Source organism: Caulobacter sp. FWC2 (assembly GCF_002742625.1).
Classification (GTDB): Bacteria; Pseudomonadota; Alphaproteobacteria; order Caulobacterales; family Caulobacteraceae; genus Caulobacter.
Genome location: NZ_PEBF01000001.1, coordinates 1,864,738 through 1,888,527 on the forward strand (window position 1 = coordinate 1,864,738; position 23,790 = coordinate 1,888,527).

Here is a 23,790-nt window from a genome sequence, read left to right on the forward strand (position 1 = left end):
ACTACGCCGCGCTGCCCAGATACTCGGTGACGCGGGTTTCCAGCTCGGTGACCAGCGCCTTGCCGACCGGGTGCGTGTCGACCTTGATGTCGTCGCGCACGCAGGCCTTGATCGCGTCGATGTGGGCGTCGACCAGGAACATCGGCGCCGACAGGCGGGTGTCCGGATCATCGATCAGCTTGCAGAGCGAGGCGGCCAGACGGGTGATCAGCGGGAATTCGTAGGTGGCGCCCAAGCCCTTCAGGTCGTGGGCGCGCAGATAGAGGGTCTCGACCGTCTGGGCGTTGAGGCCCGCGGTGCGGACGTCCTGGCGAGCGGCCTCCAGCTTGACGATCTCGTCGTTCAGCCATTGGGCGAAGTTGCCGGACAGGCTCTTCAGAGCCGCCTCGGCCTTGGCGATGGCCGCCATGTCGATGCCGCCACGCCCGCCCACCTTGAGCTTGAGCATGTTCGGCACCTGGATCACTTCAGCGGTCTTGTTCGTCACGGGCGCCTCCCCCAGCGGCGGATCGTTGGGTAACGGCTAACATAGCAGGCGTTAATATTAGATGAGACGCCGCTTTCTGCGACCCAACGTCTCACGTACCAGACTTAGGCAGAGAACTGCTCGGCCAGAACTCTTTCCTCGAGGCTGCGGCCGGCGTCGAAAAGCATCGATAGAGAAGTGCCGCGATCTTCGGAGATGTGCACCTCCAGCACGTCGCGAACCTCGAAGTTGTCGGCCACGGCGCTGACCGGGCGCTTGTCGGCTTCCAGGATCTCGAAAGTGACCCGCGAGGACTGCGGCAGCAGGGCGCCGCGCCAGCGGCGGGGACGGAAGGCGCTGATGGGCGTCAGGGCCAGGACCCGGCCATCGATCGGGATGATCGGGCCGTGGGCCGAGAGATTGTAGGCCGTCGATCCGGCCGGGGTGGCCAGCAGGGCGCCGTCGCAGACCAGTTCGCCCATCCGCACCTTGCCGTCGATCGAGATGCGCAGCTTGGCGGTCTGGCGCGTCTGGCGCAGGAGCGAGACCTCGTTGATGGCCAAGGCTCGGTGCTGCTTCCGATTCGAATCGATGGCGACCATGGCCAGCGGATGGATGACGGCGCGTTCGGCGGCGTTGATCCGCTCCAGCAGGCCGTCCTCCGAATATTCGTTCATCAGGAATCCGACCGAGCCGCGGTTCATGCCGTAGATCGGCGTCTGGCTGGCGATCGCCTCGTGCAGGGTCTCCAGCATGAAACCGTCGCCGCCCAGCGCCACGATGACCTGGGCGTTCTGGTCGCCGACATCGCCATAGCGGGCCATCAGCCGTTCCCGCGCTTCCTGGGCTTCGGGTCGGTCGCTGGCCTTGAAGGACAGGCGAGTCACGAAGGGTTGCGCTTGGTACATGCGGCCAAGTGGCGGGAAGCCTACCGGCTTGTCAAACGACCGATGAGGCCGTCGGATCAGGCCTGGCCGACGGCCTGGCGGAAAGCCATGCCGGCGATATCCGGCGTGAAGGGGCCAAAGGCGCTGGCGGCGCGGCGTACGCCCTCATCGCCGCCGCCCGGACGGCCGCCGTTCAGCTGGCGGACATGCTCCAGGATCGTCGGGAAGACGCTGCGGTCGATGCCCACGGCCGAGCAGGCCAAGGCCAGCAGCTCGGGACGGCCGCTGTCTATGGCGCGGCGGATCTGCACAGGCTCGAACTTGCCCAGGCGCGCCAGGGCCATGACGAACAGCTGCAGCCGGCCTTCGCGCAGCACGCGCAGCAGGTAGCCTGGACGCAGCTGGCCGGCGGAATCGAGCTTCTCGATCAGCGAGCGCTCCATCTCCTCGCGGTCCTCGTCGAGCTCGACCGGGCCGATCGCCTCGCTATTGGCGTCGCCGCGATGGGCCGCGTGCAGGGCGTCGTGGACGGCGGCCTGCATCTTGGACGGATCCAGCTGGAAACGCGCCGTCAGGGCGTCGCGCAGCGCGCGGCCGACCAGCAGATAGAGCTGCTCGGCCAGATCGGTGGAAAGCTTCGGATGCCGGGCCAGGGGCGAGCGCAGGGCGACAACCTCGCGCGAGCGATTCACCAGCCGGCCCATGGCGTCGGGCGAGATCTGGGCGGTGTCGTTCGAGGCCAGGGCGGTCAGTACGGCCGGTTCGTCGCGGCTGATGATCGCCTCGACCACCTGCGCCTGCAGGTGCGGGCGGCGGGCGATCTCGATCTGATGCTCCAGCGTCGCCTGGACCAGCAGGCGGATCAGGTCGTGATCCTGCAGCACCGGGCTGCGGGCGATGATCGGGCGGGCGATGTCGATCTCGTCCAGCGCCATGATGTTGATCAGGGCCGAGGGCGCCCAGTCGGCGTCGGCCAGGCGTTCGGACAGCCGGTGGCGAATGTCGCGCTCGGCCTCGACCACCAGGGTCATGAAGATGGAATTGAGCAGGGCCTGGACGTCGGGGTCGGTCGGCTCGCCGCTGGCCTGGCCGGCCTCGCAGAGATCGATGATCCCGGTGAGCAAACGTTCACGATCGCCAGGCTCGCGACTGCGGGCCAGCTTCATGAGCGATGCTATCTCGACGGCTTGGATGGCCCGCCTCCTTCGAATCCGGAAGACCCGATCAGGATGACCTTGCGGCCCCCAAATGAAAACATGCTTAAACAGGCCAAGAACACCGATGCGTCCTTGCGCGTCGAGATGTCGCGAGCGCAAGCGGAGGATATGTGACTCAAGACCTGATCCTGGCCCTGGACCAGGGCACGACCAGCACCCGGGCCATCCTGTTCGACCGCGCGGGCCAATCCCTGGGTGAGGCCTCGCGTCCGCTGCGCCAGAGCTATCCGCACGACGGCTGGGTCGAGCATGACGCCGAGGAGATCTACGCCGCCTGCGTGGCGGTGCTGCGTGAGGTGGCCGAAACCTCGGGCAGGGCGGACGCCATCGCCGCCATCGGCATCACCAACCAGCGCGAGACGGTGGTGGTCTGGGACCGCGCCACGGGCCGTCCGATCCATCCGGCCGTCGTCTGGCAGGACCGCCGCACGGCCGAGGTCTGCGCCACGCTGAAGACGGCGGGCCACGAGCCGCGCGTCACCGAGGTCACGGGCCTGCTGCTGGATCCCTACTTTTCGGCCACCAAGATCGCCTGGATCCTCGACAGGGTTCCCGGCGCGCGGGCTCGGGCCGAGGCGGGCGGCTTGCTGTGCGGCACCATGGACTGCTGGGTGATCTGGCGGCTGACGGGCGGGGCGGTGCACGCCACCGACGCCACCAACGCCTCGCGCACCCTGTTGTTCGACATCGCCGCCCAGGACTGGTCGGCCGAGATGCTGGACCTGTTCAAGGTCCCCGCGCCGCTGCTTCCCAGGGTGCTGGACTGTGTCGACGACTATGGAGAGACGAGCACCGAGTTGCTGGGGCGCCCCGTTCCGATCCGCGGCGTGGCCGGCGACCAGCAGGCGGCGCTTATGGGGCAGGGCTGCGTCGCGCCAGGCCAGATGAAGGCCACCTACGGCACCGGCTGCTTCATGCTGATCAACACGGGCGAGGCGCGTCCGATCTCGCGCTCGCGCCTGCTGACCACCGTGGCGGCGCGGGTCGGCGGCAAGACGACCTACGCCCTGGAAGGCTCGATCTTCGTGGCCGGGGCGGCGATCCAGTGGCTGGGCGAGGGGCTGGGCGTCACGGGCGGCCCGCGCGCGGCCGAGGCGCTGGCCCGGGCGGCCAAGGCCGACCACGGCGTCGTGGTGGTGCCGGCCTTCACCGGCCTGGGCGCGCCCTGGTGGGACGCCAAGGCGCGGGGCGGCATCTTCGGCCTGACCCGCGACGCCGGCTTGCCGGAGATCGCCGCAGCGACCTTCGACGCGTGCGCCTTGCAGAGCCGCGACCTGATCGAAGCCATGCGCGCCGACGCGCCCTCGGCTTTCGGGGAAGCCGCGCAGCTACGCATCGACGGCGGCATGTCCAAGAGCGTCTGGTTCTCGCAGCGACTGGCCGACCTGACCGGAATGTCGGTGCGCCGCGCCAGCTACCAGGAGACCACGGCCCTGGGCGCGGCGTTGTTCGCCGGGGTGGGCGCGGGGCTCTATGCCTCGGTCGAGGAAGCGGCCGAGGCCAGTCCCGCCGCCGAAACCCTGTCGCCGTCGATCAAGGACCACGAGCGCGAGGCCGCCTACGCGCGTTGGCTGGATGCGGTGCCGCGTGTGCGACTTTAGTTGAACCTTGGTTGCGGTAACATCGACGTCGCCTCATAACCCTCTGACAAAGAAGAAGCGGAGATCGCCATGACCACCCGTCGCGCCGTACTGGGCGCCGGAGCCGCCCTGATCGCTGGCGGACAGGCCCTGGCCGCTTCGCCGGCCTATCCGAAGATCGGCAAGATCCGCCGCCTCTCGCCGGCGCTGGACGCCATCCTCGACGCCCATGCGCCGATCGAGCAGATCGCCGATGGGATCACCTGGGCCGAGGGGCCGGCCTGGCACTGGGAAAGCAAGTCCCTGCTGTTCTCGGATGTGCCCGGCAACGTCATGTACCGCTGGACGCCCAAGACCGGGAAGACCGAGTTCCTCAAGCCCTCGGGCTATGACGGCCCGCCGACCAAGATCTTCCGCGAGGCCGGCTCGAACGGCGCGATCATCACCCTGGCCGGGGACCTGGTCATCGCCGACTGCGGCAATCGCGGCCTGGCCAAGGTCGACCTGGCGACCAAGAAGAAGACGGTTCTGGCCAGCGTCTACAAGGGCAAGAAGTTCAACAGCCCCAACGACCTGGTCGAGGTCCGCGACGGGCCGCTGAAGGGCTCGCTCTACTTCACCGATCCGCCCTACGGCCTGGACGGCGGCGACGCCTCGCCGGCCAAGGAACTGGCGTTCAACGGCGTCTACCTGCTGCGTCCCAATGGCGAGGTGGCGCTGGTCGACGACACGCTGTCATTCCCCAACGGCGTGGGCCTGTCGCCGGATGGCAAGCGGCTCTACGTCTCGATCTCGGACCCCAAGCGGCCGGTGATCATGGCCTATGATCTTGGCGCGGACGGCCTGCCCAAGTCGTCAAAGGTGTTCTTCGACGCTGCGGAACTGCTGAAGGCCGGCGGGCCCGGGCTTCCCGACGGCATGAAGGTCGACGCCAAGGGCAACCTGTTCGCCAGCGGGCCGGGCGGGATCATGATCCTGACGCCGGAGGCCAAGCTGCTGGGCGTCATCGAGACCGGCGGGCCGGCCGCCAACTGCGCGTTCGGCGAGGACGGCAAGACGCTGTTCCTGACCTCCAATCACATCGTGGCGCGGGTGCGGACCAAGACGTCTGGCCTGGCCTGGTAGGAGAGAGAAGCATGGACGAGATCAGCAAGCGGACATTCCTGGCGGCTGGTCTCGCCGCCACGCTGCCCCTGAGCGCCCCCTCTCTTGAGGCAAGGGCAGCAGAGCCCGGCCGCAAGCTGGGCTACGCGATCCTGGGCCTGGGCTACTACGCCACCAAGATCATCATGCCCCACTTCGCCGAGTGTGAGCACTCCAAGCTGGTGGCCCTGGTCAGCGGCACGCCCGAAAAGCTGAAGACGTTCGGCGAGCAGTACGGCATCCCGGAAAGCCACCGCTACAGCTACGAGACCTTCGACAGGATCGCCGACAATCCGGACGTCGACATCGTCTACGTCATCACGCCCAACAGCCTGCACCGGGTGTTCACCGAGCGGGCCGCAAAGGCCGGCAAGCACGTGATGTGCGAGAAGCCGATGGCGACCACCTCGGCCGACGCCGAGGCGATGATCGCCGCCTGCAAGAAGGCCGGCCGCAAGCTGATGATCGGCTATCGCAGCCGCTTCCAGGCCCACAATATCGAGGCGATCAAGCTTTCACGTGACGGGGCCTTCGGGCCGGTGCGGACGGTGACGACCGACCACGGCTTCACGATCGGTAACCCGGAGCAATGGCGGCTGAAGCGGGCGCTGTCCGGCGGCGGCAGCCTGATGGACATCGGCATCTACAGCCTGAACGCCGCCCGCTACCTGACCGGCGAGGAGCCCGTGGCCGTCAACGCCATGGAGTCCACCGACCACGCCGATATCCGCTTCAAGGAGGTGGAAGACATCATCAGCTTCCAGCTGCTGTTCCCCTCCGGCGCGGTGGCCAACTGCTTTTCCACCTACAGCACCAACTTCAACCACTACCGCGTCAGCGGACCCAAGGGCTGGGTCGAGCTGGAGCCGGCCACCAGCTATCAGGGCCAGACGATGCGGGCGCAACTGAACGGCCAGACCGCCCCGCGCGAGCCGGCAGCCCAGCCGAAGAACCAGTTCTCGGCCCAGCTGGACCACCTGTCCGAGTGCATCCTCACCGACCGCGAGCCGATCGTCCCCGGCGAGGAGGGCCTCAAGGACATGCGCCTGATCGAGGCCATCTACCGCGCGGCGCGCGAAGGGCGGACGGTGAAGGTTTAAGCGGTTTCGTCCAGATAGGCCTTAACCCGCGCGAACAGGTCCTCGAACATCGGCGTGGTCAGGCGGCCGGTGTTCGTGTTCAGGCGCGAGCAGTGGTAGCTGTTGAAGATCCGATAGGGGCCAGCCTGGAACTCCGAGCCGTGGCCGGGAACCCCCGCCGAGGCCTTGAGGCCCAGGGCCTTCAGCACATTGCGCCGCGAGACGTCGCCCAGGGTGACGATGGCCTTCAGGTTCGGGAACATCTCCAGCCGCGCGGTGAGGAACGGGCGGCAGTTGTTCTCTTCGGACGTTTCGGGCTTGTTGCCGGGCGGGGCGCAGCGGACGGCGTTGGTCACCGCCGCGCCGACCAGCCGCAGCGAGTCATCGGGCCGCGCCTCGAACTTGCCGGTGGCGAAGCCGAACTTGATCATCGTGTCGTAGAGCAGCGTCCCGGCATAGTCGCCGGTGAACGGCCGGCCCGTGCGGTTGGCGCCCTTGCGGCCAGGGGCCAGGCCCGCGACCAGCAGGCGCGCGTCCTTGTCGCCGAACGAGGGGGCGGGGCCGTTGAACCAGTCCGGATAGAGCGCCTGGTTCTCGCGGCGATAGGCCACGAGGCGCGGGCACAGCGGGCAGTCGCGCGGCGGCTCGGCGGGGTTGGGCACGACTTCGCCGACGATGTTGGAGGTCTGGCTCATCTCAATACTCGTCGTCGGCTTCACGTTCGGCCAGGGTGCGGGTGTCTGCCGCCGGGCGTGGCTGGACGCGCTGCGGGCGGCCGATGATGTTCCCGAGATCGGCGAGGTCGACGAAGTTGTCGGCCTGACGGCGCAGATCGTCGCTGGTCATCGGCGGCTGGCTCTTCATGGTCGAGACCACGGTGACGCGGCGGCCCTTGCGCTGGACGGCCTCGACCACGGCGCGGAAGTCCCCGTCGCCGGAGAACAACACCAGGTGGTCGGCGGTCTCGGCGATCTGCAGCATGTCGACGGCGATCTCGATGTCCATGTCGCCGCGCCAGCGCTTGCGGCCCTGGCTGTCGGTGAACTCGCGGGCGGGCTTGGTCACCAGGGTGAAGCCGTTGTAGTCCAGCCAGTCCACGAGGGGGCGGATCGGCGAATAATCGTCGTTTTCAGCGATCGCGGTATAGTAGTAGGCCCGGATCAGGACGCCGCGCTTTTTGAACTCGTCGAGCAGCTTGCGGTAGTCGATGTCGAAGCCCAGGGACTTGGCGGCGGAATAGAGATTGGCGCCGTCGATGAACAGGGCCAGACGGTCGGTCGGATAGAAGGTCACGGTAATCCCTTGAAAAATCAGGTCGCTCGAAATGACTTGGACGAGGCCGTGATCGTGGCGCTCGGCAGCAATCTGCCCGGACCCTATACGAGTCGCGAGGCGCTGTTGGAAGCTGCCCTGACGGCTCTGCCGGACGTGGGACTGACTCTGACGACCCGCTCGACCTGGTGGAGCTCGGCGGCGTGGCCCGACCCCGCCGGTCCCGAATATCTGAACGGCGTGGCCCTCGTGACCACCGACCTGTCGCCCGTCGAGACCCTGGCGGCGCTTCACACGATCGAGGCGCGCTTCGGAAGGGCGAGGGGCGAGGCCAACGCGCCGCGCACCCTGGATCTTGATCTCATCGCCCATGGCCGGACGGTGCTGGATGGCGACCTGGTCTTGCCGCACCCGCGCGCCCACGATCGGTTGTTCGTGATGGGGCCGCTGGCCGAGCTGGCCTCGGCCTGGGTCCACCCCGTCAACGGCGAGCCGGCCTTCCGGCTGGCGGCAAACGCCAGCGTCGGTCGCGACGCGCGCTCCATTGCCAAGGTTTAATTTCCGGTCGGATGAAGCGGCGCCCATAGTCCGGCCAAATTTCGGCGCCCCATTCCCTGCAAAGCGTCCCGCACGCTCATCTGGACCACGCACATGACCCTGACCCGTTCGCTGCTCGCCTGCGCCGCCGCGTGCGCGCTGCTGACCGCCGCGCCCGCCGCCTTCGCCCAGGCCCAAATGGCGGCCAGGAGCGGCGTCGACCTGACCTCGATCGAGAAATCCATCAAGCCGGGCGACGACTTCTGGACCTACGCCAACGACAGGTGGGTCAAGGCCCACCCGATCCCGGCCGACCGCAGCAGCTACGGCATCACCGCGGTGATGGTCGATGAGGCCAACAAGCGCACGGTCGACCTGATCCAGGACGCCGCCAAGGGCGGGGCCGGCGACGGCAAGAAGGTCGGCGACTACTACGCCAGCTACATGGACGAGGCCGGCATCGAGACCAAGGGCCTGACGCCGCTGAAGGCCGACCTGGCCCGCATCGCCGCCATCAAGGACAAGACGCAGCTGGCCAAGGTGCTGGGCGGCAATATCCGCGCCGACGTCGACGCCCTGAACGCCACCGACTTCTATACCGACAACGTGCTGGGGCTGTGGGTCTCGCCGTCGTTCGACGACACCAGCAAGTACGCGCCGTTCCTGTTGCAGGGCGGCCTCGGTATGCCCGACCGCGAATACTACGTCTCCGACAAGGCCTCGATGGTCGAGGCGCGCGCCAAGTACCTGGCCCATGTCGAGAAGATCCTGACCCTGGGCGGCGTCGCCAACGCGGCGGCCAAGGCCAAGGCGATCGTGGCGCTGGAGACCCAGCTGGCCCAGGCCTCGGGCACGCGCGCCGACAGCGCCGACGTCCAGAAGGCCAACAACAGCTGGACCCCGGCCGACTTCGCGGCCAAGGCCCCTGGCCTGGACTGGACGGCCTTCTTCGCCGCCGCCAAGCTGTCGAGCCAGCCGCGCTTCATCGTCTGGCATCCGACCATGGTCACGGGCCTGGGGAAGGCCGTCGCCGGCGTCTCGCTGGAGACCTGGAAGGACTACCTCACCTTCCACCTGATGGACCACTACAGCAACGTCCTGCCCAAGGCCTTCGTCGACGAGCGCTTCGCTTTCTACGGCCAGGGCCTGCAGGGCACGCCGCAGCTGTCGCCGCGCTGGAAGCGGGCCGTCGGCTCGACCAACGCCGTGCTCGGCGAGGCGGTCGGCAAGCTCTATGCCGACAAGTACTTCTCGGCCCAGGCGAAAGCCGAAGTGACGGCCATGGTCGACAACATGAAGGTCGCCTTCGAGAAGCGCATCGACGGGCTGGACTGGATGGACCCGGCGACCAAGGCCGAGGCCCGCAGGAAGGTGGCGGTGCTGAAGGTCGGCGTCGGCTATCCGGATGCGTGGCGCGACTATTCCGCCTATGCGGTGGTGCGCGGCGACGCCTATGGCAACCTGCAGCGGGCGGAAGCCTTCGACTACGCCACCGACCTCGCCAAGCTGGGCCAGCCGGTCGATCGCGGCGAGTGGGTGATGACGCCGCAGACGGTCAACGCCGTGAACCTGCCGATGCTGAACGCCCTGAACTTCCCGGCCGCCATCCTGGCCCCGCCGAACTTCGACCTGGCCAATGACGCCGCCGCCAACTACGGCGCGACCGGGGCCACGATCGGCCACGAGATCAGCCACAGCTTCGACGACCAGGGCGCGCAGTTCGACAGCCAGGGGCGCCTGCGCAACTGGTGGACGCCGGCCGACTTCGACCACTTCCAGAAGGCCGGCGCGGCGCTTGCCGACCAGTTCGATACGTACAAGCCGTTCCCCGACCTGGCGGTGAACGGCAAGCAGACTCTGAGCGAGAATATCGCCGACGTCGCCGGCCTGGGCGCGGCGCTGGACGCCTATCACGCCTCGCTGGGCGGCAAGCCCGCGCCGGTGATCGACGGCATGACCGGCGACCAGCGCTTCTTCCTGGCCTTCGCCCAGAGCTGGCTCGGCTACGACCGTCCGGCGGCGCTTCGCCAGCAACTGATCACCGACGGCCACGCCCCGGACCAGTACCGCGCCTCGACGGTGCGCAACCTGGATGACTGGTACGCCGCGTTCGGCGTCAAGCCGGGCGACGCCCTCTACCTGCCGCCGGAAAAGCGCGTGAAGGTCTGGTAGGCCGCGCGCGCGGGTTCAGGCGAAGTGTCAGCGGTTCGCCGCCCGGAACCCGCGCCAAGCGAGAAACATGGATGGATCGTCTGGACGATCCGTCCATGGGTAGACATTGACTCGCGAAGGGGGCATAAGCGCCCCCTCGCGAAAGCAGGATAATCGTGCGCGGCGTTGCGTGTCGCCGCACACAAGCCTATTTTGCGATTGCTAATCGGCAGCCCGAGGAACTCATGGCCCGCGTCACCGTCGAAGATTGCGTCGAGAAGGTTCCGAACCGCTTCTCGCTGGTTCTGCTCTCCGCGCACCGCGCCCGCGCCATCTCGGCCGGCGCCGCCCTGATGGTCGACCGTGACAACGACAAGAACCCGGTCGTCGCCCTGCGCGAGATCGCGGACGATGTCATCGACCACGAAGGCCTGAAGGAACACCTCATCAGCACGCTGCAACGCGTCGATGAGCACACCGAAGCCGAGGAAGAGGCCGAGACCCTGGCCCTGCTGGCCGATCCGAGCCACATGCAGATGAGCGAACTGGAACTGGTTCGCGCCCTGCAGAGCGACCGCGACGGCGGTCAGGAGGAGCGGTACTGAGCCCCGAAGGCACAGACCCTCTGACCCTGCGAGCGGCCACTTCGACCGCTCTTTCCGAACGCGCGCCCGACGCCCCATCTTCTGGAGGGGATTCGGGCGCGTCTTCGTCTGTGGCTCCCGCCGCAGCGACGACGACCGAGGCCCCGAAGCCTCGCCCAAAATTCCTTCGCCAATATGAGCTGATCGAGCGGGTCCACGCCTACGACCCGACGGCCGACGAGGCCCTGCTCAATCGCGCCTATGTCTACGCCATGCGCATGCACGGCTCGCAGACCCGGGCCAGCGGCGACCCCTACTATGCCCACCCGATCGAGGTGGCCGGCATCCTGACCGAGTACCGGCTGGACACCGCGACCATCGTCACGGCCTTGCTGCACGACGTGATCGAGGACACCCCGGTCACCAAGGAAGAGATCGCCAAGCTGTTCGGCGACGAGATCGCCGAGCTGGTCGAGGGCGTCACCAAGCTCAGCAAGCTCGAGCTGCAGGCCGAGCACATGCGCCAGGCCGAGAACCTGCGCAAATTCATCCTGGCCATCTCCAAGGACGTGCGCGTCCTGCTGGTCAAGCTGGCCGACCGTCTGCACAACATGCGGACGCTGCACTTCATCAAGAACCAGGCGAAACGCGAGCGGATCGCCCGCGAGACGCGCGACATCTACGCGCCGCTGGCCCGCAACATCGGCTGTCACCGCATCTGTATCGAGCTGGAGGAACTCAGCTTCCAGCACACCAACCCGGTCGCCCGCGACGCCATCCTGCGCCGGCTGGACACCCTACGCGAAGAGCAGGGTGGGGCGGTCGCCCTGGTCAGCCAGGAAATCGCCGCGCGCCTGGAGTCCTCGACCCTGCCGGCCCGCGTCTTCGGGCGTGAGAAGTCGCCCTATTCGATCTGGCGCAAGCTGCAGCGCAAGTCGATCGGCTTCTCGCAGATGTCGGACATCTATGCGTTCCGCGTGATCGTCGACAGCGAGGAAGACTGCTACCGCGCCCTGGGCGTGGTGCACCGGGCCTGGTCCAGCGTGCCCGACCGCTTCAAGGACTACATCTCGACGCCGAAGCGGAACAACTACCGCTCGCTGCACACCACGGTCGTGGGTCCGCGCGGCATGCGCATCGAGATGCAGATCCGCACCGAGAGCATGGACCGCGTCAACGAAGAGGGCGTCGCCGCCCACTTCCGCTACAAGGACGCCTCGTACGGCCTCGACCTTGAAGGCATGGAGGCCGCCGGCGGCCGCGATCCGCTGGCCAACCTGCGCCAGCTGGTCCAGGTGCTGGAGCATGGCGGCGACAGCGAAGAACTGGTCGAGCACGCGAAGCTCGAGATGTTCCTCGACCAGGTGTTCGTCTTCACCCCCAAGGGCAAGCTGGTCAGCCTGCCGCGGGGCGCGATGCCGCTGGACTTCGCCTATGCCGTTCACACCAGCGTCGGCGACACCTGCATCGGCGTGAAGATCAATGGCGAGCTGAAGCCGCTGCGCACGCCGCTCGTGAACGGCGACGTGGTCGAGGTGGTGCGGGGCTCCAAGCCCGTGGTGCCGCCGGACTGGCGGTCGCTGACGGTGACGGGCCGGGCGCGCTCGGCCATCCGCCGTCACATCCGCCAGACCGAGAAGGAAGAGTTCCTGCGCTTGGGCCGCGCCTCGCTGGAGCAGGTCTTCGAGCGCGCCGGCAAGAAGCTGAAGGATGTTTCGCTGCGGCCGATCCTGGAGCGCTTCGCCCTGGAGAACGACGAGACGCTGTTCGACGCCGTCGGACGTGGCCGCGTCTCGCCCAGCCAGGTGCTGGAAACCGCCTATCCGGGCATGAAGGATTCCGAACGCGAGGCCGCCACGGCCCGCCGCAAGATCGAAGGCGGACGCGACGCGACGCTCTATGTGGGCGGCGGCGGCCTGACCCCCGGCGTCTCGCTGCACTTCGCTCACTGCTGCAGCCCGGTGCCGGGCGACCGCATCGTCGGCATCCTGCGCGAGGATGGTGAGGGCCTGGACGTCCACACCATCGACTGTCCGCGTTTGGCCGAATACGAGGACCGCGAGGAACTCTGGCGCGACCTGAACTGGACGCCCGAGGCCGAGCGCTCGACCATCTCGCTGACCCGCCTGCACGCCACCATCCAGAACGCGCCCGGTGTGCTGGGCCTGGTCTGCACGATCATCGGTGAGGCCGGCGGCAACATCGTCAATCTGCGCATGCACCACCGGCAGAGCGACTTCTTCGACACCGACATTGATGTCGAGGTCCGCGACGCCAAGCACCTGACCAACATCCAGGCCGCCTTGCGGGCGTGTCCGTCGGTCGAGACCGTGGACCGGACCCGGGGCTAGATGAGCGCGCTGAACAAGGACGATCTAGAGCTGGTCGAGGCGTGCCTGGAGATCGAGCCGGAGAACGACTTCGAGCTCGACGAGGATCCCTGGCAGCATCTGTCGGAACTGGTCGAGGAAGACTCGGCGCGCGGTTTCGCGGTGGTCTCCGAGATCGCAAGGCGCAGCAGCGACCTGACGACGATGTCGGGCCTGGGCGAAGGGCCGCTGGAGATCCTGCTCGAGGTCAATCCAGCCATGGTCGATGCGGTGATCGAGGAGGCGCGACGCACGCCGAGCCTGCGGATCGCGCTGGGCTTCGCCTGGACCGGCGGACTTGATCGGGCCGGGCAGTTGAAGCTGAATCAGCTGCTGAAAAACTAGAGCGCCGCCACCGCGTCGCGCGTCGCGGCCGTCAGCGGCGAGGGCAGGGCGTCCAGCGGGAACCAGCCCCATTCGTGGAGGGCGTGGGCTTCCTGGATCGCCGGCTCGCCCGCGAAGCTTTCGACCGCATAGGTGATGGCCACCCAGTGATAGTCGGGCGCGACCATGTCGGTGACGGCCAGGACGCGGCCGGCCTTGATGGTGACGCCCAGTTCCTCGTGGATCTCGCGCTCGGCGCAGGTCCTGGCGGCCTCGCCCCAGTCCAGCTTGCCGCCGGGCACGCCCCAGTGGTCGGCCTCGGGGTTCTTGACCCGCTTGACCAGCAGCAGCCGGCCTTGATCGTCGAGGATGGCCGCGCCGCAGCCGACGCGAGGACGTTGAACTTCTTCGGTCATGAGGGGCGGTAAAGCCTGAAACGCCCTTGCCAGGCAAGCCGGCGCTTGAAGACTCAGGCGTCTGAGCTATACGCAGCGCTCATGACCAACGATGACGTCCTCGACGAATTCCGCGCCGCAGGGGCCCTGCGCGAAGGCCACTTCGTGCTGTCCAGCGGCCTGCACAGCCCGGTCTTCCTGCAGAAGAACCTGGTGTTCATGCGCCCCGAGCGCTGCGAGCGGCTCTGCAAGGCCCTGGCGGAGAAGATCATCGCCACGGTCGGCGCGGTCGACGTCGCCGTCTCGCCGGCCGTCGGCGGCATCATCCCCGGCTACGAGACCGCCCGTCACCTGAACGTGCCGTCGATCTATGTCGAGCGCGAGGGCGGCAGCTTCAAGTTCCGGCGCGGCTTCCACATCGAGCCCGGCCAGAAGGTCGTGATGGTCGAGGACATCGTCACCACCGGCCTGTCGTCGCGCGAATGCATCCAGGCCATCCAGGAGGCCGGCGGCGACGTCGTGGCCGCCGCCTGCATCGTCGACCGCTCGGGCGGCAAGGTCGATGTCGGCGTGCCGCTGGTCTCGCTGTGCAGCCTGGAAGTCCCGGCCTATCCCGCCGACGCCCTGCCGCCGGAGCTGGCCGCGATCCCCATCGAGGATCCCGGCAGCCGCCGGCTGCGCTGAGGGGTCGAAACCTCGCCCTTCGACAAGCTCAGGGTGAGGTTTCTACTCGGGCCGCTGCAATCGTCCTCATCCTGAGCTTGTCGAAGGACGAGGACGACGCATATCGCACTAGTTTCCAGCCGGCGGCGTCAGCTGCTTGACCGGCCAGGCGATGCCCAGCTGCTCCAGATAGGTCCCGTACTTGTCGGGGTCGTAGTAGTACTTCTTCATCTCGGGCCGGAAGGTCGCCATGATGTTGGCGTTGATCTGGGTCTGCGGCTTGTCGGTCGCGGCCAGCATCGGCACGTACTTCTGCGTCTTGGTCTGGACGTCGGTGAAGTAGGTCTTGGCCTCGGCCAGCAGCTTGGGCTGGGTCAGCAGGTCCAGCGCCGTCATCGCCACCACCTTCGAGCCGGCGACCACGCCCTTGTGGGCTATCGGCGTGGCCATCGAGATGGCATTGGCCCAGTGGTGGCCGGGCAGGTCGGGGATGTTCGACGGATAGTTGATGGTGATCGTGGGCATGATCCACGAGATGTCGCCGATGTCGTCCGAACCGCCGCTTTCCGGCTTCTCCTCCGGGGGCTTCAGGCCCTTCAGCTTGACGTCGAGGCCTTCCTGCTTGGTCGAGCCGACGTTCTTCTGCACCGCCTTGGCGAAGGCCTGCTCGTCGTCGGTCCATTTGGGCAGGCCGACGGCGTCGATGTTCTTCTGGGCGGCCTCGGCGATCGGCTTGTTGAAGTGGCGCGGGGCGGCCGTGCCGACGATGGCGTAGTCAACCTTGGTGTCGGTCATGTCGGCCGCCGCCTTGGCGATCTTGTTGCCGATGTCCCAGTTCTTCTTGATGGCGTCGAAGGTCTGCTCGCGGAAATAGTACCAGACGGTCGCCTCGGACGGCACGACATTGGGCTGGTCGCCGCCGTCGGTGATCACATAGTGCGAGCGCTGCTCGGGCTTGAGGTGCTCGCGGCGCATGTTCCAGCCCATGTCCATCAGCTCGACGGCGTCCAGGGCGCTGCGGCCACGCCACGGCGCGCCGGCGGAGTGGGCGGACTCGCCATGGAAATTGTACTTGATGGAAACGAGGCCCGTGCCCGAGGGCTGGCCCCAGCTGGTCTGCAGGTTCGCGCCGACGTGGGTGAAGATGGTGGCGTCGATGCCGTTGAACACCCCGTCGCGGACCATATAGGCCTTGCCGGCGACCAATTCCTCGGCGACGCCCGGCCAAAGGACCAGCGTCCCGGCGATGTTCTGCTTAGTCATCACGTCCTTGACCGCCAGGGCGGCGACGACGTTCAGGGCCTGGCCGGAGTTGTGGCCTTCGCCGTGGCCAGGCGCGCCGGGAACGATCGGATCGTGCCAGGGCACGCCCGGCTTCTGCGAGGCCTTGGGGATGCAGTCGATGTCGCTGCCGAAGGCGATGGTGGGGCCGCCGGTCCCGTGGGTCCAGGTCGCGGTCCAGGCCGTTGGAATGCCCGAGACGCCGCGCTTGATGGTGAAGCCGTTCTGCTCCAGCACCTTGGTGATGTAGGCCGAGGTCTCGACCTCCTGGAAGCCCAGCTCGCCGAACGAGAAGATCTCGTCGTTCATCACCTGGGCCAGCTTGGCCCGGCTCTCGACGCCGGCCACGGCCTCGGCCTTCAGGCTCTTGAGCTTGCCGGCCGAGACGTCGGCGGCGCTCGCCCCAGTGGCCAGCGAGCTCGCCAAGGTGATCGCCAGTACGCCCGCCGTCGCGGCGAGCCAGGTCTTGTTCGAAATCATCACGCCCCTCCCAAAGGTAGAGCGTATACGATTGGGCGCCGGCGCGGCTTTGTCCATGCGTGAGCACTGGCGCCGGCCCGCGAAATTCCCACCTGCACAGGCGGGCGGCTGGGCTTATAGCTTTCGCCTCGAGTCCTTGAGTCCTTGGGTTTCAGCGGGAAGAGCGGATGAGCTTGCGACTGGGCGTCAATATCGACCACGTGGCCACGATCCGGAACGCGCGCGGTTCGTCCTACCCCGAGCCCGTGCGGGCGGCGGAGCTGGCCCTGGCGGCCGGGGCCGACGGCATCACCGCCCACCTGCGCGAGGATCGCCGCCACATCAGCGACGCCGACATCGCCGTGCTGACCGACCTCTGCCACAAGCGCGGCAAGCCGCTGAACTTCGAGATGGCCGTCACTGACGAGATGGTCGCCATCGCCATCGGGGCGCGCCCGCACGCCGCCTGCCTGGTGCCCGAGCGGCGCGAGGAGGTGACCACCGAGGGCGGCCTCGACGTGATCAAGGGCCAGAACCGCATCACCGACGCCACCGCTCGCCTGCGCACCGTCGGGGCGCGGGTGTCGCTGTTCATCGAAGCCGATCCTGAGCAGATCCGCGCCTCGGCCGCCGCCGGCGCCCAGGTCATCGAACTGCACACCGGCGCCTATTGCGACGCCTATCGCGAGGGCCACCTTGAACGCGCCGAGGCCATCCTCGAACGCTTGAAGGCGGGGGCGATCCAGGCCGCGAGCCTCGGCCTCGAAGTCCACGCCGGCCACGGCATCGACTACGCCACCGTCAAGCCGATCGCCGCGATCCCGGAAATCGCCGAGTTGAATATCGGACACTTCCTGATCGGCGAGGCGATCTTCGTCGGCCTGCCGCAGGCGATCCAGCGTATGCGCCTGCTGATGGATGCGGCGCGTTTGGAGCAGGCCGCGTGATCATCGGCATCGGCTCGGACCTCTGTGACATCCGCCGGATCGAGAAGTCGCTGGAGCGCTTCGGCGAGCGCTTCACCCACAAGGTCTTCACCGAGATCGAGCGCAAGCGGTCCGAGCGCAAGCCGGACCGGGCCTCCAGCTACGCCAAGCGTTTTGCCGCCAAGGAAGCCTGTTCGAAGGCCCTGGGCACTGGCCTCAAGCGCGGCGTGCATCTGGCCGGCATGGGCGTGGTCAATCTGCCGTCGGGCAAGCCGACCATGGCCCTGACCGGCGGCGCGCTGGAACAGCTGAAGGCCATGACCCCGGAGGGCATGGAGGCGGTGATCCACCTGTCCCTGACCGACGACCACCCCTACGCCCAGGCCTTCGTGATCATCGAGGCCCTGCCAAAGGCATCTTAAAGCCGATCATCCTCGCTTTCGCGGGGATGAGCGGATAGGGGGAAGCTAAAGCTCGGTATTGATCTGAGCTGGGTCCAACCTTCGCCTTAAAGCCAAGCTAACGCGCCGCACTTGCCCGGCAGGCCAAGCCCGTCTAGCAAAGCCGAACCGGTTCGCCGGCAAATCATCTTCGAAGAGCTCCGCGCCCGCATGACCGACGCCGCCGACGACCTCACGCCGCCCGAAGAGAAGGGCGTCGTCGCCGAGTTCATCGAGATCATCAAGACCGTCGCCTACGCCCTGGGCATCGCCCTGGTGCTACGGGTGCTGCTGTTTCAGCCCTTCACGATCCCGTCGGCCTCGATGGAGCCCAACCTCTATCAGGGCGACTACATCATCGTGTCGAAGTTCAGCTACGGCTGGAGCAAGCACTCGATCCCGTTCAGCCCGCCGATCATCAAGGGCCGTATCCTGGGCCACGCGCCGACGCGCGGCGACATCATCGTCTTCAAGCTGCCGCGCGATAACCGCACCGACTACATCAAGCGCCTGATCGGCCTGCCGGGCGACAAGGTCCAGGTCCGCGGCGGTCAGGTGTTCATCAACGGCAAGGCCTTGCCGCGCAAGGAGCAGGCTCCGGCCCTGGTCGACACCGGCTACGGCTTCACCCAGCAGGTCCAGCGCTTCCAGGAGACCAACCCGGAAGGCCGCCAGTACAACACCCAGGACTTCGGTCCCGACAGCCGCGGCGACAACACCGGCGTCTACACCGTGCCCGCCGGCTGCTACTTCTTCATGGGCGACAACCGCGACAACTCGGCCGACAGCCGCTTCGACCCGGGCGTCTCGCCCTATGCGGAGAGCGCCTGCAAGTGGGACTACGAGCTGGACCAATATATCGGTGACGAGGTCGGGGTCGGCTTCGTGCCCGCGGAAAACCTGGTCGGCCGCGCCCAGATCATCCTGCTGTCGTGGAACGCCGAGGCCAGCCTGTTCAAGCCGTGGACCTGGTTCCTGAACGCCCGTCCCAGCCGCTTCTTCCACGTGCTGAAGTGACCGCGAACCATGGATAGACGGGGCGCCGCCGTCGGCGACCTCGAGCGCCGGATCGGCCACAGGTTCAACGACCGCGAACTGCTTGAACGCGCCCTGACCCACGCCAGCGTCGGGGACGGGGCCAAGAAGGTCCGCGACAACGAGGTGCTGGAGTTCATCGGCGACCGCGTGCTGGGCCTGCTGGCCGCCGAAGCCTTGGCGGACCGCTTCCCGAAGGCCAAGGAAGGCGAACTGGCCCCGCGCCTGAACGCCATTGTCAGCCGCGAGACCTGCGCCCGCGTCGCCCGCAAGGCCGAGCTGGGGCCGGCCCTGCGCCTGTCGGCCTCGTCCAGCAAGATCGGCGGCCGCGAGACCGACTCGATCCTGGCCGGCGCCACCGAAGCCCTGATGGCCGCCCTCTATCAGGACGGCGGGCTGGACGCCGCGCGCAAGGTGTTCCTCGACCTGTGGGCCGACGAGTTCGACAAGGCCGGCGAGGGCCGTCCGCGCGACTCCAAGACCGCGCTGCAGGAATGGGCCCAGGGCAAGGGCCGTCCGCTGCCGACCTACCGCGTGCTGGACCGCACCGGCCCCGACCATGCGCCGGTGTTCACGGTCGAGGTCGCGGTCATCGGCGTCGATCCCGCCATCGCCAAGGGCAAGTCGCGCCAGGAAGCCGAAAAGGCAGCCGCGAAAGCCCTGCTGGAGCGCGAAGGCGCGGAGTAGGGGGGCAGAGATGCTCCCCCGCATCGCTGGGCAGTTGTCGCTGCGCGTCGTCCTTGAGTGACCTGGACAACCCGGCGATCGTCTCGCCGTGGGATGTAAGGGAGGGGGCTTCCGGGGCGGAAGGCGGCTTGGACGGGAAGAGGGGCGCGCACGCCAGATGCTCCCCCGCGATGCGGGGGAGCTGCCGCGGAGCGGCTGAGGGGGCTAACACGGCGTTCGCCCAGCTGGCCCCCTCCGGCCCTCTGGGCCACCTCCCCCGCATCGCGGGGGAGGATCTACGGGGATTGAGCCCGCTCCATCCCCGGCGTTCGCTCCGCCGAACCCCACGAAATCAACCGCTTCTCACTTTTTCGCGCCCCTGGATCATCGGCGTTCAACACCGCCGCATACTCAGAGCTGTCCCCGTCGCGGGGGAGGGCGTTTGGATCCGGCCCAAGACGGCGGCGGGGGTAGGTTGAGCGGGGCCGCTGGCGGTTCCCGGCGGAGCCATCGCGCCACGTCGCTTACTCTTTAGGAGCGCACGCGGGTGACGGCGCCGTCCGGGATCAAAACCATCAGCGGAGCGACAGGGCGGTGATCGTACAAGCCGCCTATCGTGGATCGTCGGGGTCGAGACGGATGTAGCCGATCGACTTGGTCCGCGCCCGTCCGGGGGCAAATGGGGTCCCGAGCTGAAATACGCTCACGCCCCCCATCCTCACGGGCAAGAACAACCTGGCGGAGCGGTCTGCGAGCCGAAACACAACAAACCATTACGGTCCCCGGGTTCGCCCGGCCGCTCCGTCGCCTCCCCAACCCACTCGCAGCCGCACGGCGCGAGGCAGCATAGTCACGTTCCCTCCCCCTCGATGGGGGAGGGGCAGGGGTGGGGGTGACTACGGCGGTCGATGCCGCGCATGGCGGCCGGCTCAGCAGTCACCCCCATCCCCGACCCTTTCCCCATCCAGGGGGACGGGGGCGACTTGACCGTGGTTTGGCTGCCCCCTCTCATGCTGTTTCGCGTCCGCGATTCCCGGAGAACTTTCCCCATGCGCCGTCTCGCCGTCGCCCTGCTGATGACCCTGACCCTGACCGCCTGCAACAAGGGCCAGTCCTTCCAGGCGTTGCCCGACGACATGAGCCTGGGAAACAAGGACGCCAAGATCACGGTCGTTGAATATGCCTCGGTCGGCTGCCCGGTCTGCGCGAAGTGGCAGGCAGAGGTCTATCCGGCCTTCAAGGCCAAGTACGTGGATAGCGGCAAGGTCCACTACGTGTTCCGCGAGATGCTGGTGGGCGGCGACGCGGAGGTCACGGTGGCCTCGGCCGGCTTCCTGATGGCCCGTTGCGCGGGCAAGGACAAGTATTTCCAGATCAATGACGCGGTCTTCGCCGCCCAGCCGGGCGTGTTCTATTCGCCCCGCGACACCTTGCTGGACATCGCCAAGTCGGCGGGCCTGAACGAAGAGCAGTTCGACAAGTGCGTTCGCGACGAGACCCAGGTCAAGGCGCTGAACGACCGCGTGACGCGGAACGCCAAGGAACACGATGTCGGCTCGACGCCGACCTTCGAGATCAATGGCCGCAAGATGGAGCCTGGCTACCATTCGCTGGCCGAGATCGACGCGGCGATTGAGAATGCGGGCAAGTGATCGCCCGTTAGGTCATGCGCGGCGCACAGGGGGAGGCATTCTGGCCTTGCTGTGCTACACGCACGCGCAATGACTGACACCACCTCCCAAACACCCGCCCAAACTCGCGCCGGTTTCGCGGCGATCATCGGCGCGCCGAACGCCGGCAAGTCCACCCTGGTCAACCGCATGGTCGGGGCCAAGGTCTCGATCGTCACCCAAAAGGTCCAGACCACCCGCTTCCCCGTGCGCGGCGTCGCCATCGAGGGGAATGCCCAGATCGTCCTGGTCGACACCCCCGGGATCTTCAGCCCGCGCCGTCGCCTGGACCGCGCCATGGTCCGCGCGGCCTGGGCCGGCTCGGAAGACGCCGAGGCCACCGTCCACCTGGTCGACGTGCAGGCCGAACTGGCCAGCCGCGAAGACAAGGCCACGCCCGGCGAATACCGCTCGGTCCAGGATGTCCAGACCATCATCGAGGGCCTGAAGGCCGCCGGTCGCAAGGTCATCCTGGCCCTGAACAAGATCGACGGCGTCAAGCGCGACACCCTGCTGCTGGTGGCCAAGGAGTTCTTCGACACGGGCGTCTATTCCGACGTCTTCATGATCAGCGCCTCGACCGGCGCCGGCGTCGAAGACCTGACCGCCAAGCTGGTCTCGATGATGCCGGAAGGGCCGTGGCTCTATCCTGAAGACCAGACCGCCGACCTGCCGGCGCGCCTGCTGGCCTCAGAGATCACCCGCGAGAAGGTCTATCTGCGCGTCCACGAAGAGCTGCCCTACGCCGCCATGGTCGAGACCACGGCGTTCGAAGAGCGCAAGGATGGCTCGGTGCGCATCGAGCAGACCATCCTGGTCGAGCGCGAGGGCCAGCGGATCATCGTGATCGGCAAGGGCGGCCAGACCCTGAAGTGGATCGGCCAGGCCTCGCGCGAGGAGCTGTGCGACATCCTCGACCGCAAGGTTCACCTGTTCCTTCACGTGAAGGTCAAGGAGAACTGGGCCGAGGAGCGCGGTCTGTTCAGCGATATCGGCCTCGATTTCGATGTTTGACGCGCCCGCGCTGACCGTCGATCTGGACGCGTACTTCGCGCGCATCGGCTATGACGGTCCGCGCGAGCCGACCCTGGCGGTGCTGCGCGCCCTCACGCTGAAGCATCCGGACGCCATTCCGTTCGAGAACCTCGACGTGCTGCTGGGCCGTGGGATCAGCATCGTCCCGGCCGACATCGACGCCAAGCTGATCGGCGCCGGGCGGGGCGGCTACTGCTACGAGCAGAACGGTCTGCTGAAGCGCGTGCTGACGGCCCTGGGCTTCCAGGTCGAGGGCCTGATGGCGCGCGTGCAGTGGATGGCCCCGGAAGGCGCGCCGGCGCGTCCGCGCTCGCACATGGTGCTGGGCGTGACGCTGGAGGGCGAGACCTGGCTGGCCGACAGCGGCTTTGGCGGCTGTGTGCTGACCGGTCCGCTGCGGCTGTTCTCGAACGACATCCAGGACACGCCGCACGGTGCGTTCCGGATCGTCGATGTCGAGCACGGCGGGGTGGCCGAGCGCCAGGTGCAGGCCAATCTCTCGGGCAGGTGGGCGCCGCTCTACCAGGTGGCCCAGGGCGCGTGGGCTGACATCGACTACGAGCAGGTCAATTTCTACACCTACACCCACCCCAGCTCGCACTTCACCTGGAGCATGACGGTGGGGCGCACGACGCCGACCGCCCGCTACGCCCTGAAGAACAACCGCTTCACCCATCGTGACGTCACCGGCGCGGTGGTCGAGCAGCGGGATCTCTCGGCCGACGAGCTGGAAGCGACCCTGCGCGACGTGATCGGTCTGCCGGTCGAGCCGGAATGGCGCGACGTGCTGGAGAAGGTTGTCGCCTGGGGTACGCCTTCGTGACTACCGAATGGGAGGACGAAGCCTACGTCCTCGCGGCCCGCTCGCACGGCGAGACGGGGGCCATCGTCGAACTACTGACGGAAGGTCACGGCAAGTTCGCCGCCCACGTGGCCGGCGCGGCCTCGCGACGGATGAAGCCGTTCCTGCAGCCCGGCGCGCGGGTCATCGCCCGCTATCGCGCCCGGGTCGAGGGGCAGCTGGGCTCGGCCACCCTGGAGCCGATGGGCGAGGGGCCTTCCAGCCTGTTCGACGACAGCCTGGCGCTGGCGGGACTGTCGTCCGCCGCCTCGATCGCCGCCTCGGCCCTGCCGGAGCGCGAGCCCCATCCCGGCGCCTTCCACGCGCTTGAGGCCCTGATCCGCGTGCTGGAAATCCCCGACATCTGGCCGGCCGTCTATGTGCGTTACGAGGCGGGCTTGTTGCAGGAACTTGGCTTTGGCCTCGACCTGTCCAAATGCGCGGCGACCGGCAGCTTCGATGACCTCGTCTATGTCAGCCCGCGCACCGGCCGCGCGGTCAGCCGAGGGGCGGGCGCGCCCTATCACGACAAGCTGCTGCCCTTGCCGCCGTTCCTGCTGTCCGCCCAAGGCGGCTTGGCGGAGGGCGACGTGAAGGCTGGCCTGGACATCACTGGCCACTTTCTCGAGCAGTTCGTCTTCGGCCCTCTGAACCGGCCGCTGCCCGCGCCGCGCATGTGGCTGATCGACCGGCTGACGGAGGCGGGGCGGCTTTAGCGGTCTCGTCGCCCGTGAAATGGGCGCTGAAGGCCCGAAAACCGGGGATCGTTC

General features: G+C 67.6%; 24 protein-coding genes and 1 pseudogene. 17 read left to right on the top strand and 8 right to left on the bottom strand.

Going from position 1 to position 23,790, the window contains the following annotated elements:
- Position 1 precedes the first annotated feature (1 nt).
- The 3 genes from CSW62_RS09095 to CSW62_RS09105 all read right to left on the bottom strand — a co-directional run bounded on the left by CSW62_RS09095 (position 2) and on the right by CSW62_RS09105 (position 2,519).
- A complete protein-coding gene (locus CSW62_RS09095) occupies positions 2–487 on the bottom strand; it encodes an Hpt domain-containing protein (protein ID WP_099577028.1) in 486 nt (161 codons plus the stop codon).
- A 104-nt stretch (positions 488–591) separates the two neighbouring features.
- Positions 592–1,374, bottom strand: a complete 783-nt coding sequence (locus tag CSW62_RS09100) for an NAD kinase (protein WP_099577030.1) — start codon at positions 1,372–1,374, stop codon at positions 592–594.
- 56 nt (positions 1,375–1,430) lie between these two features.
- Complete coding sequence (locus CSW62_RS09105) at positions 1,431–2,519, bottom strand: DUF2336 domain-containing protein (RefSeq protein ID WP_099577032.1); 1,089 nt, start codon at positions 2,517–2,519, stop codon at positions 1,431–1,433.
- Positions 2,520–2,680: 161 nt separating this feature from the next.
- Between CSW62_RS09105 and glpK the strand changes: the two genes are divergently transcribed.
- The 3 genes from glpK to CSW62_RS09120 all read left to right on the top strand — a co-directional run bounded on the left by glpK (position 2,681) and on the right by CSW62_RS09120 (position 6,393).
- Positions 2,681–4,171 carry a glycerol kinase GlpK gene (gene glpK / locus CSW62_RS09110; RefSeq protein WP_099577034.1) on the top strand — a complete coding sequence of 497 codons (1,491 nt, stop codon included), beginning with the start codon at positions 2,681–2,683 and terminating at the stop codon, positions 4,169–4,171.
- 69 nt (positions 4,172–4,240) lie between these two features.
- Positions 4,241–5,275, top strand: coding sequence for an SMP-30/gluconolactonase/LRE family protein (locus CSW62_RS09115; RefSeq protein WP_099577036.1), 1,035 nt, complete (start codon positions 4,241–4,243; stop codon positions 5,273–5,275).
- The gene (locus CSW62_RS09120) at positions 5,182–6,393 is read left to right on the top strand and encodes a Gfo/Idh/MocA family protein (protein ID WP_199170714.1); all 1,212 of its coding nucleotides are present in this window, start codon (positions 5,182–5,184) and stop codon (positions 6,391–6,393) included. The genes CSW62_RS09115 and CSW62_RS09120 overlap by 94 nt, the downstream gene beginning before the upstream one ends.
- Here CSW62_RS09120 and CSW62_RS09125 read toward each other — a convergent pair.
- Together CSW62_RS09125 and CSW62_RS09130 are read right to left on the bottom strand one after the other, a co-directional pair.
- On the bottom strand, positions 6,390–7,067 hold the full coding sequence (locus CSW62_RS09125) for a uracil-DNA glycosylase (protein ID WP_099577040.1): 678 nt from the start codon (positions 7,065–7,067) through the stop codon (positions 6,390–6,392). The genes CSW62_RS09120 and CSW62_RS09125 overlap by 4 nt on opposite strands.
- A 1-nt stretch (position 7,068) precedes the next feature.
- A complete protein-coding gene (locus CSW62_RS09130; RefSeq protein WP_099577043.1) occupies positions 7,069–7,665 on the bottom strand; it encodes an NYN domain-containing protein in 597 nt (198 codons plus the stop codon).
- Positions 7,666–7,713: 48 nt separating this feature from the next.
- Between CSW62_RS09130 and folK the strand changes: the two genes are divergently transcribed.
- The 5 genes from folK (at position 7,714) to CSW62_RS09155 (ending at position 13,630) form a co-directional block, all read left to right on the top strand.
- Positions 7,714–8,202 carry a 2-amino-4-hydroxy-6-hydroxymethyldihydropteridine diphosphokinase gene (folK, locus tag CSW62_RS09135; protein WP_199170715.1) on the top strand — a complete coding sequence of 163 codons (489 nt, stop codon included), beginning with the start codon at positions 7,714–7,716 and terminating at the stop codon, positions 8,200–8,202.
- A 93-nt stretch (positions 8,203–8,295) separates the two neighbouring features.
- A complete protein-coding gene (locus CSW62_RS09140) occupies positions 8,296–10,353 on the top strand; it encodes a M13 family metallopeptidase (RefSeq protein WP_099577047.1) in 2,058 nt (685 codons plus the stop codon).
- Positions 10,354–10,577: 224 nt separating this feature from the next.
- Positions 10,578–10,937, top strand: a complete 360-nt coding sequence (rpoZ, locus tag CSW62_RS09145; protein WP_099577049.1) for a DNA-directed RNA polymerase subunit omega — start codon at positions 10,578–10,580, stop codon at positions 10,935–10,937.
- A 110-nt stretch (positions 10,938–11,047) separates the two neighbouring features.
- Positions 11,048–13,267, top strand: coding sequence for a bifunctional (p)ppGpp synthetase/guanosine-3',5'-bis(diphosphate) 3'-pyrophosphohydrolase (locus tag CSW62_RS09150; protein ID WP_099577051.1), 2,220 nt, complete (start codon positions 11,048–11,050; stop codon positions 13,265–13,267).
- Positions 13,268–13,630, top strand: a complete 363-nt coding sequence (locus CSW62_RS09155) for a hypothetical protein (RefSeq protein WP_099577053.1) — start codon at positions 13,268–13,270, stop codon at positions 13,628–13,630.
- Here CSW62_RS09155 and CSW62_RS09160 read toward each other — a convergent pair.
- A complete protein-coding gene (locus tag CSW62_RS09160; protein ID WP_099577055.1) occupies positions 13,627–14,025 on the bottom strand; it encodes an NUDIX domain-containing protein in 399 nt (132 codons plus the stop codon). The genes CSW62_RS09155 and CSW62_RS09160 overlap by 4 nt on opposite strands.
- A gap of 81 nt (positions 14,026–14,106) precedes the next feature.
- On the opposite strand from CSW62_RS09160, the gene pyrE reads away from it, so the two are divergent.
- Complete coding sequence (gene pyrE / locus CSW62_RS09165; RefSeq protein WP_099577057.1) at positions 14,107–14,688, top strand: orotate phosphoribosyltransferase; 582 nt, start codon at positions 14,107–14,109, stop codon at positions 14,686–14,688.
- Between the two features lie 9 nt (positions 14,689–14,697).
- On the opposite strand, the pseudogene CSW62_RS27425 reads toward pyrE, so the two are convergent.
- Both CSW62_RS27425 and CSW62_RS09170 read right to left on the bottom strand, forming a co-directional pair.
- Positions 14,698–14,807 (bottom strand): annotated as a pseudogene (locus CSW62_RS27425) (hypothetical protein); the annotation flags it as partial.
- Positions 14,797–16,425 carry a M20 family metallopeptidase gene (locus CSW62_RS09170; protein WP_199170716.1) on the bottom strand — a complete coding sequence of 543 codons (1,629 nt, stop codon included), beginning with the start codon at positions 16,423–16,425 and terminating at the stop codon, positions 14,797–14,799. The gene CSW62_RS09170 and the pseudogene CSW62_RS27425, both read right to left, overlap by 11 nt.
- A 170-nt stretch (positions 16,426–16,595) precedes the next feature.
- Between CSW62_RS09170 and CSW62_RS09175 the strand changes: the two genes are divergently transcribed.
- The 8 genes from CSW62_RS09175 to recO all read left to right on the top strand — a co-directional run bounded on the left by CSW62_RS09175 (position 16,596) and on the right by recO (position 23,736).
- Entirely contained in the window at positions 16,596–17,354 is a 759-nt protein-coding gene (locus CSW62_RS09175; RefSeq protein WP_099577061.1) for a pyridoxine 5'-phosphate synthase, read from the top strand.
- Positions 17,351–17,755, top strand: a complete 405-nt coding sequence (acpS, locus tag CSW62_RS09180) for a holo-ACP synthase (protein ID WP_099577063.1) — start codon at positions 17,351–17,353, stop codon at positions 17,753–17,755. The genes CSW62_RS09175 and acpS overlap by 4 nt, the downstream gene beginning before the upstream one ends.
- Positions 17,756–17,944: 189 nt before the next feature.
- Positions 17,945–18,790 (top strand): signal peptidase I, encoded by an 846-nt coding sequence (lepB, locus tag CSW62_RS09185; RefSeq protein WP_099577066.1) that lies wholly within the window; start codon positions 17,945–17,947, stop codon positions 18,788–18,790.
- 9 nt (positions 18,791–18,799) lie between these two features.
- On the top strand, positions 18,800–19,495 hold the full coding sequence (gene rnc / locus CSW62_RS09190; RefSeq protein WP_099577068.1) for a ribonuclease III: 696 nt from the start codon (positions 18,800–18,802) through the stop codon (positions 19,493–19,495).
- Between the two features lie 1,028 nt (positions 19,496–20,523).
- A complete protein-coding gene (locus tag CSW62_RS09210; RefSeq protein ID WP_099577070.1) occupies positions 20,524–21,126 on the top strand; it encodes a DsbA family protein in 603 nt (200 codons plus the stop codon).
- A gap of 69 nt (positions 21,127–21,195) precedes the next feature.
- Entirely contained in the window at positions 21,196–22,158 is a 963-nt protein-coding gene (gene era / locus CSW62_RS09215; protein ID WP_099577072.1) for a GTPase Era, read from the top strand.
- Positions 22,151–23,002 carry an arylamine N-acetyltransferase gene (locus CSW62_RS09220; protein ID WP_099577074.1) on the top strand — a complete coding sequence of 284 codons (852 nt, stop codon included), beginning with the start codon at positions 22,151–22,153 and terminating at the stop codon, positions 23,000–23,002. The genes era and CSW62_RS09220 overlap by 8 nt, the downstream gene beginning before the upstream one ends.
- On the top strand, positions 22,954–23,736 hold the full coding sequence (gene recO, locus CSW62_RS09225) for a DNA repair protein RecO (protein WP_099577076.1): 783 nt from the start codon (positions 22,954–22,956) through the stop codon (positions 23,734–23,736). Before CSW62_RS09220 ends, recO begins: the two co-directional genes overlap by 49 nt.
- Positions 23,737–23,790: the final 54 nt, after the last annotated feature.

Coding starts and splice junctions, on each gene's coding strand:
- recO (WP_099577076.1), top strand. CDS start 22,954: ATGGCGCGACGTGCTGGAGAAGGTTGTCGCCTGGGGTACGCCTTCGTG.
- CSW62_RS09140 (WP_099577047.1), top strand. CDS start 8,296: ATGACCCTGACCCGTTCGCTGCTCGCCTGCGCCGCCGCGTGCGCGCTG.
- CSW62_RS09175 (WP_099577061.1), top strand. CDS start 16,596: ATGAGCTTGCGACTGGGCGTCAATATCGACCACGTGGCCACGATCCGG.
- CSW62_RS09125 (WP_099577040.1), bottom strand. CDS start 7,067: ATGAGCCAGACCTCCAACATCGTCGGCGAAGTCGTGCCCAACCCCGCC.
- lepB (WP_099577066.1), top strand. CDS start 17,945: ATGACCGACGCCGCCGACGACCTCACGCCGCCCGAAGAGAAGGGCGTC.
- CSW62_RS09100 (WP_099577030.1), bottom strand. CDS start 1,374: ATGTACCAAGCGCAACCCTTCGTGACTCGCCTGTCCTTCAAGGCCAGC.
- CSW62_RS09210 (WP_099577070.1), top strand. CDS start 20,524: ATGCGCCGTCTCGCCGTCGCCCTGCTGATGACCCTGACCCTGACCGCC.
- CSW62_RS09155 (WP_099577053.1), top strand. CDS start 13,268: ATGAGCGCGCTGAACAAGGACGATCTAGAGCTGGTCGAGGCGTGCCTG.
- rnc (WP_099577068.1), top strand. CDS start 18,800: ATGGATAGACGGGGCGCCGCCGTCGGCGACCTCGAGCGCCGGATCGGC.
- CSW62_RS09220 (WP_099577074.1), top strand. CDS start 22,151: ATGTTTGACGCGCCCGCGCTGACCGTCGATCTGGACGCGTACTTCGCG.
- CSW62_RS09115 (WP_099577036.1), top strand. CDS start 4,241: ATGACCACCCGTCGCGCCGTACTGGGCGCCGGAGCCGCCCTGATCGCT.
- pyrE (WP_099577057.1), top strand. CDS start 14,107: ATGACCAACGATGACGTCCTCGACGAATTCCGCGCCGCAGGGGCCCTG.
- era (WP_099577072.1), top strand. CDS start 21,196: ATGACTGACACCACCTCCCAAACACCCGCCCAAACTCGCGCCGGTTTC.
- CSW62_RS09105 (WP_099577032.1), bottom strand. CDS start 2,519: ATGAAGCTGGCCCGCAGTCGCGAGCCTGGCGATCGTGAACGTTTGCTC.
- rpoZ (WP_099577049.1), top strand. CDS start 10,578: ATGGCCCGCGTCACCGTCGAAGATTGCGTCGAGAAGGTTCCGAACCGC.
- CSW62_RS09160 (WP_099577055.1), bottom strand. CDS start 14,025: ATGACCGAAGAAGTTCAACGTCCTCGCGTCGGCTGCGGCGCGGCCATC.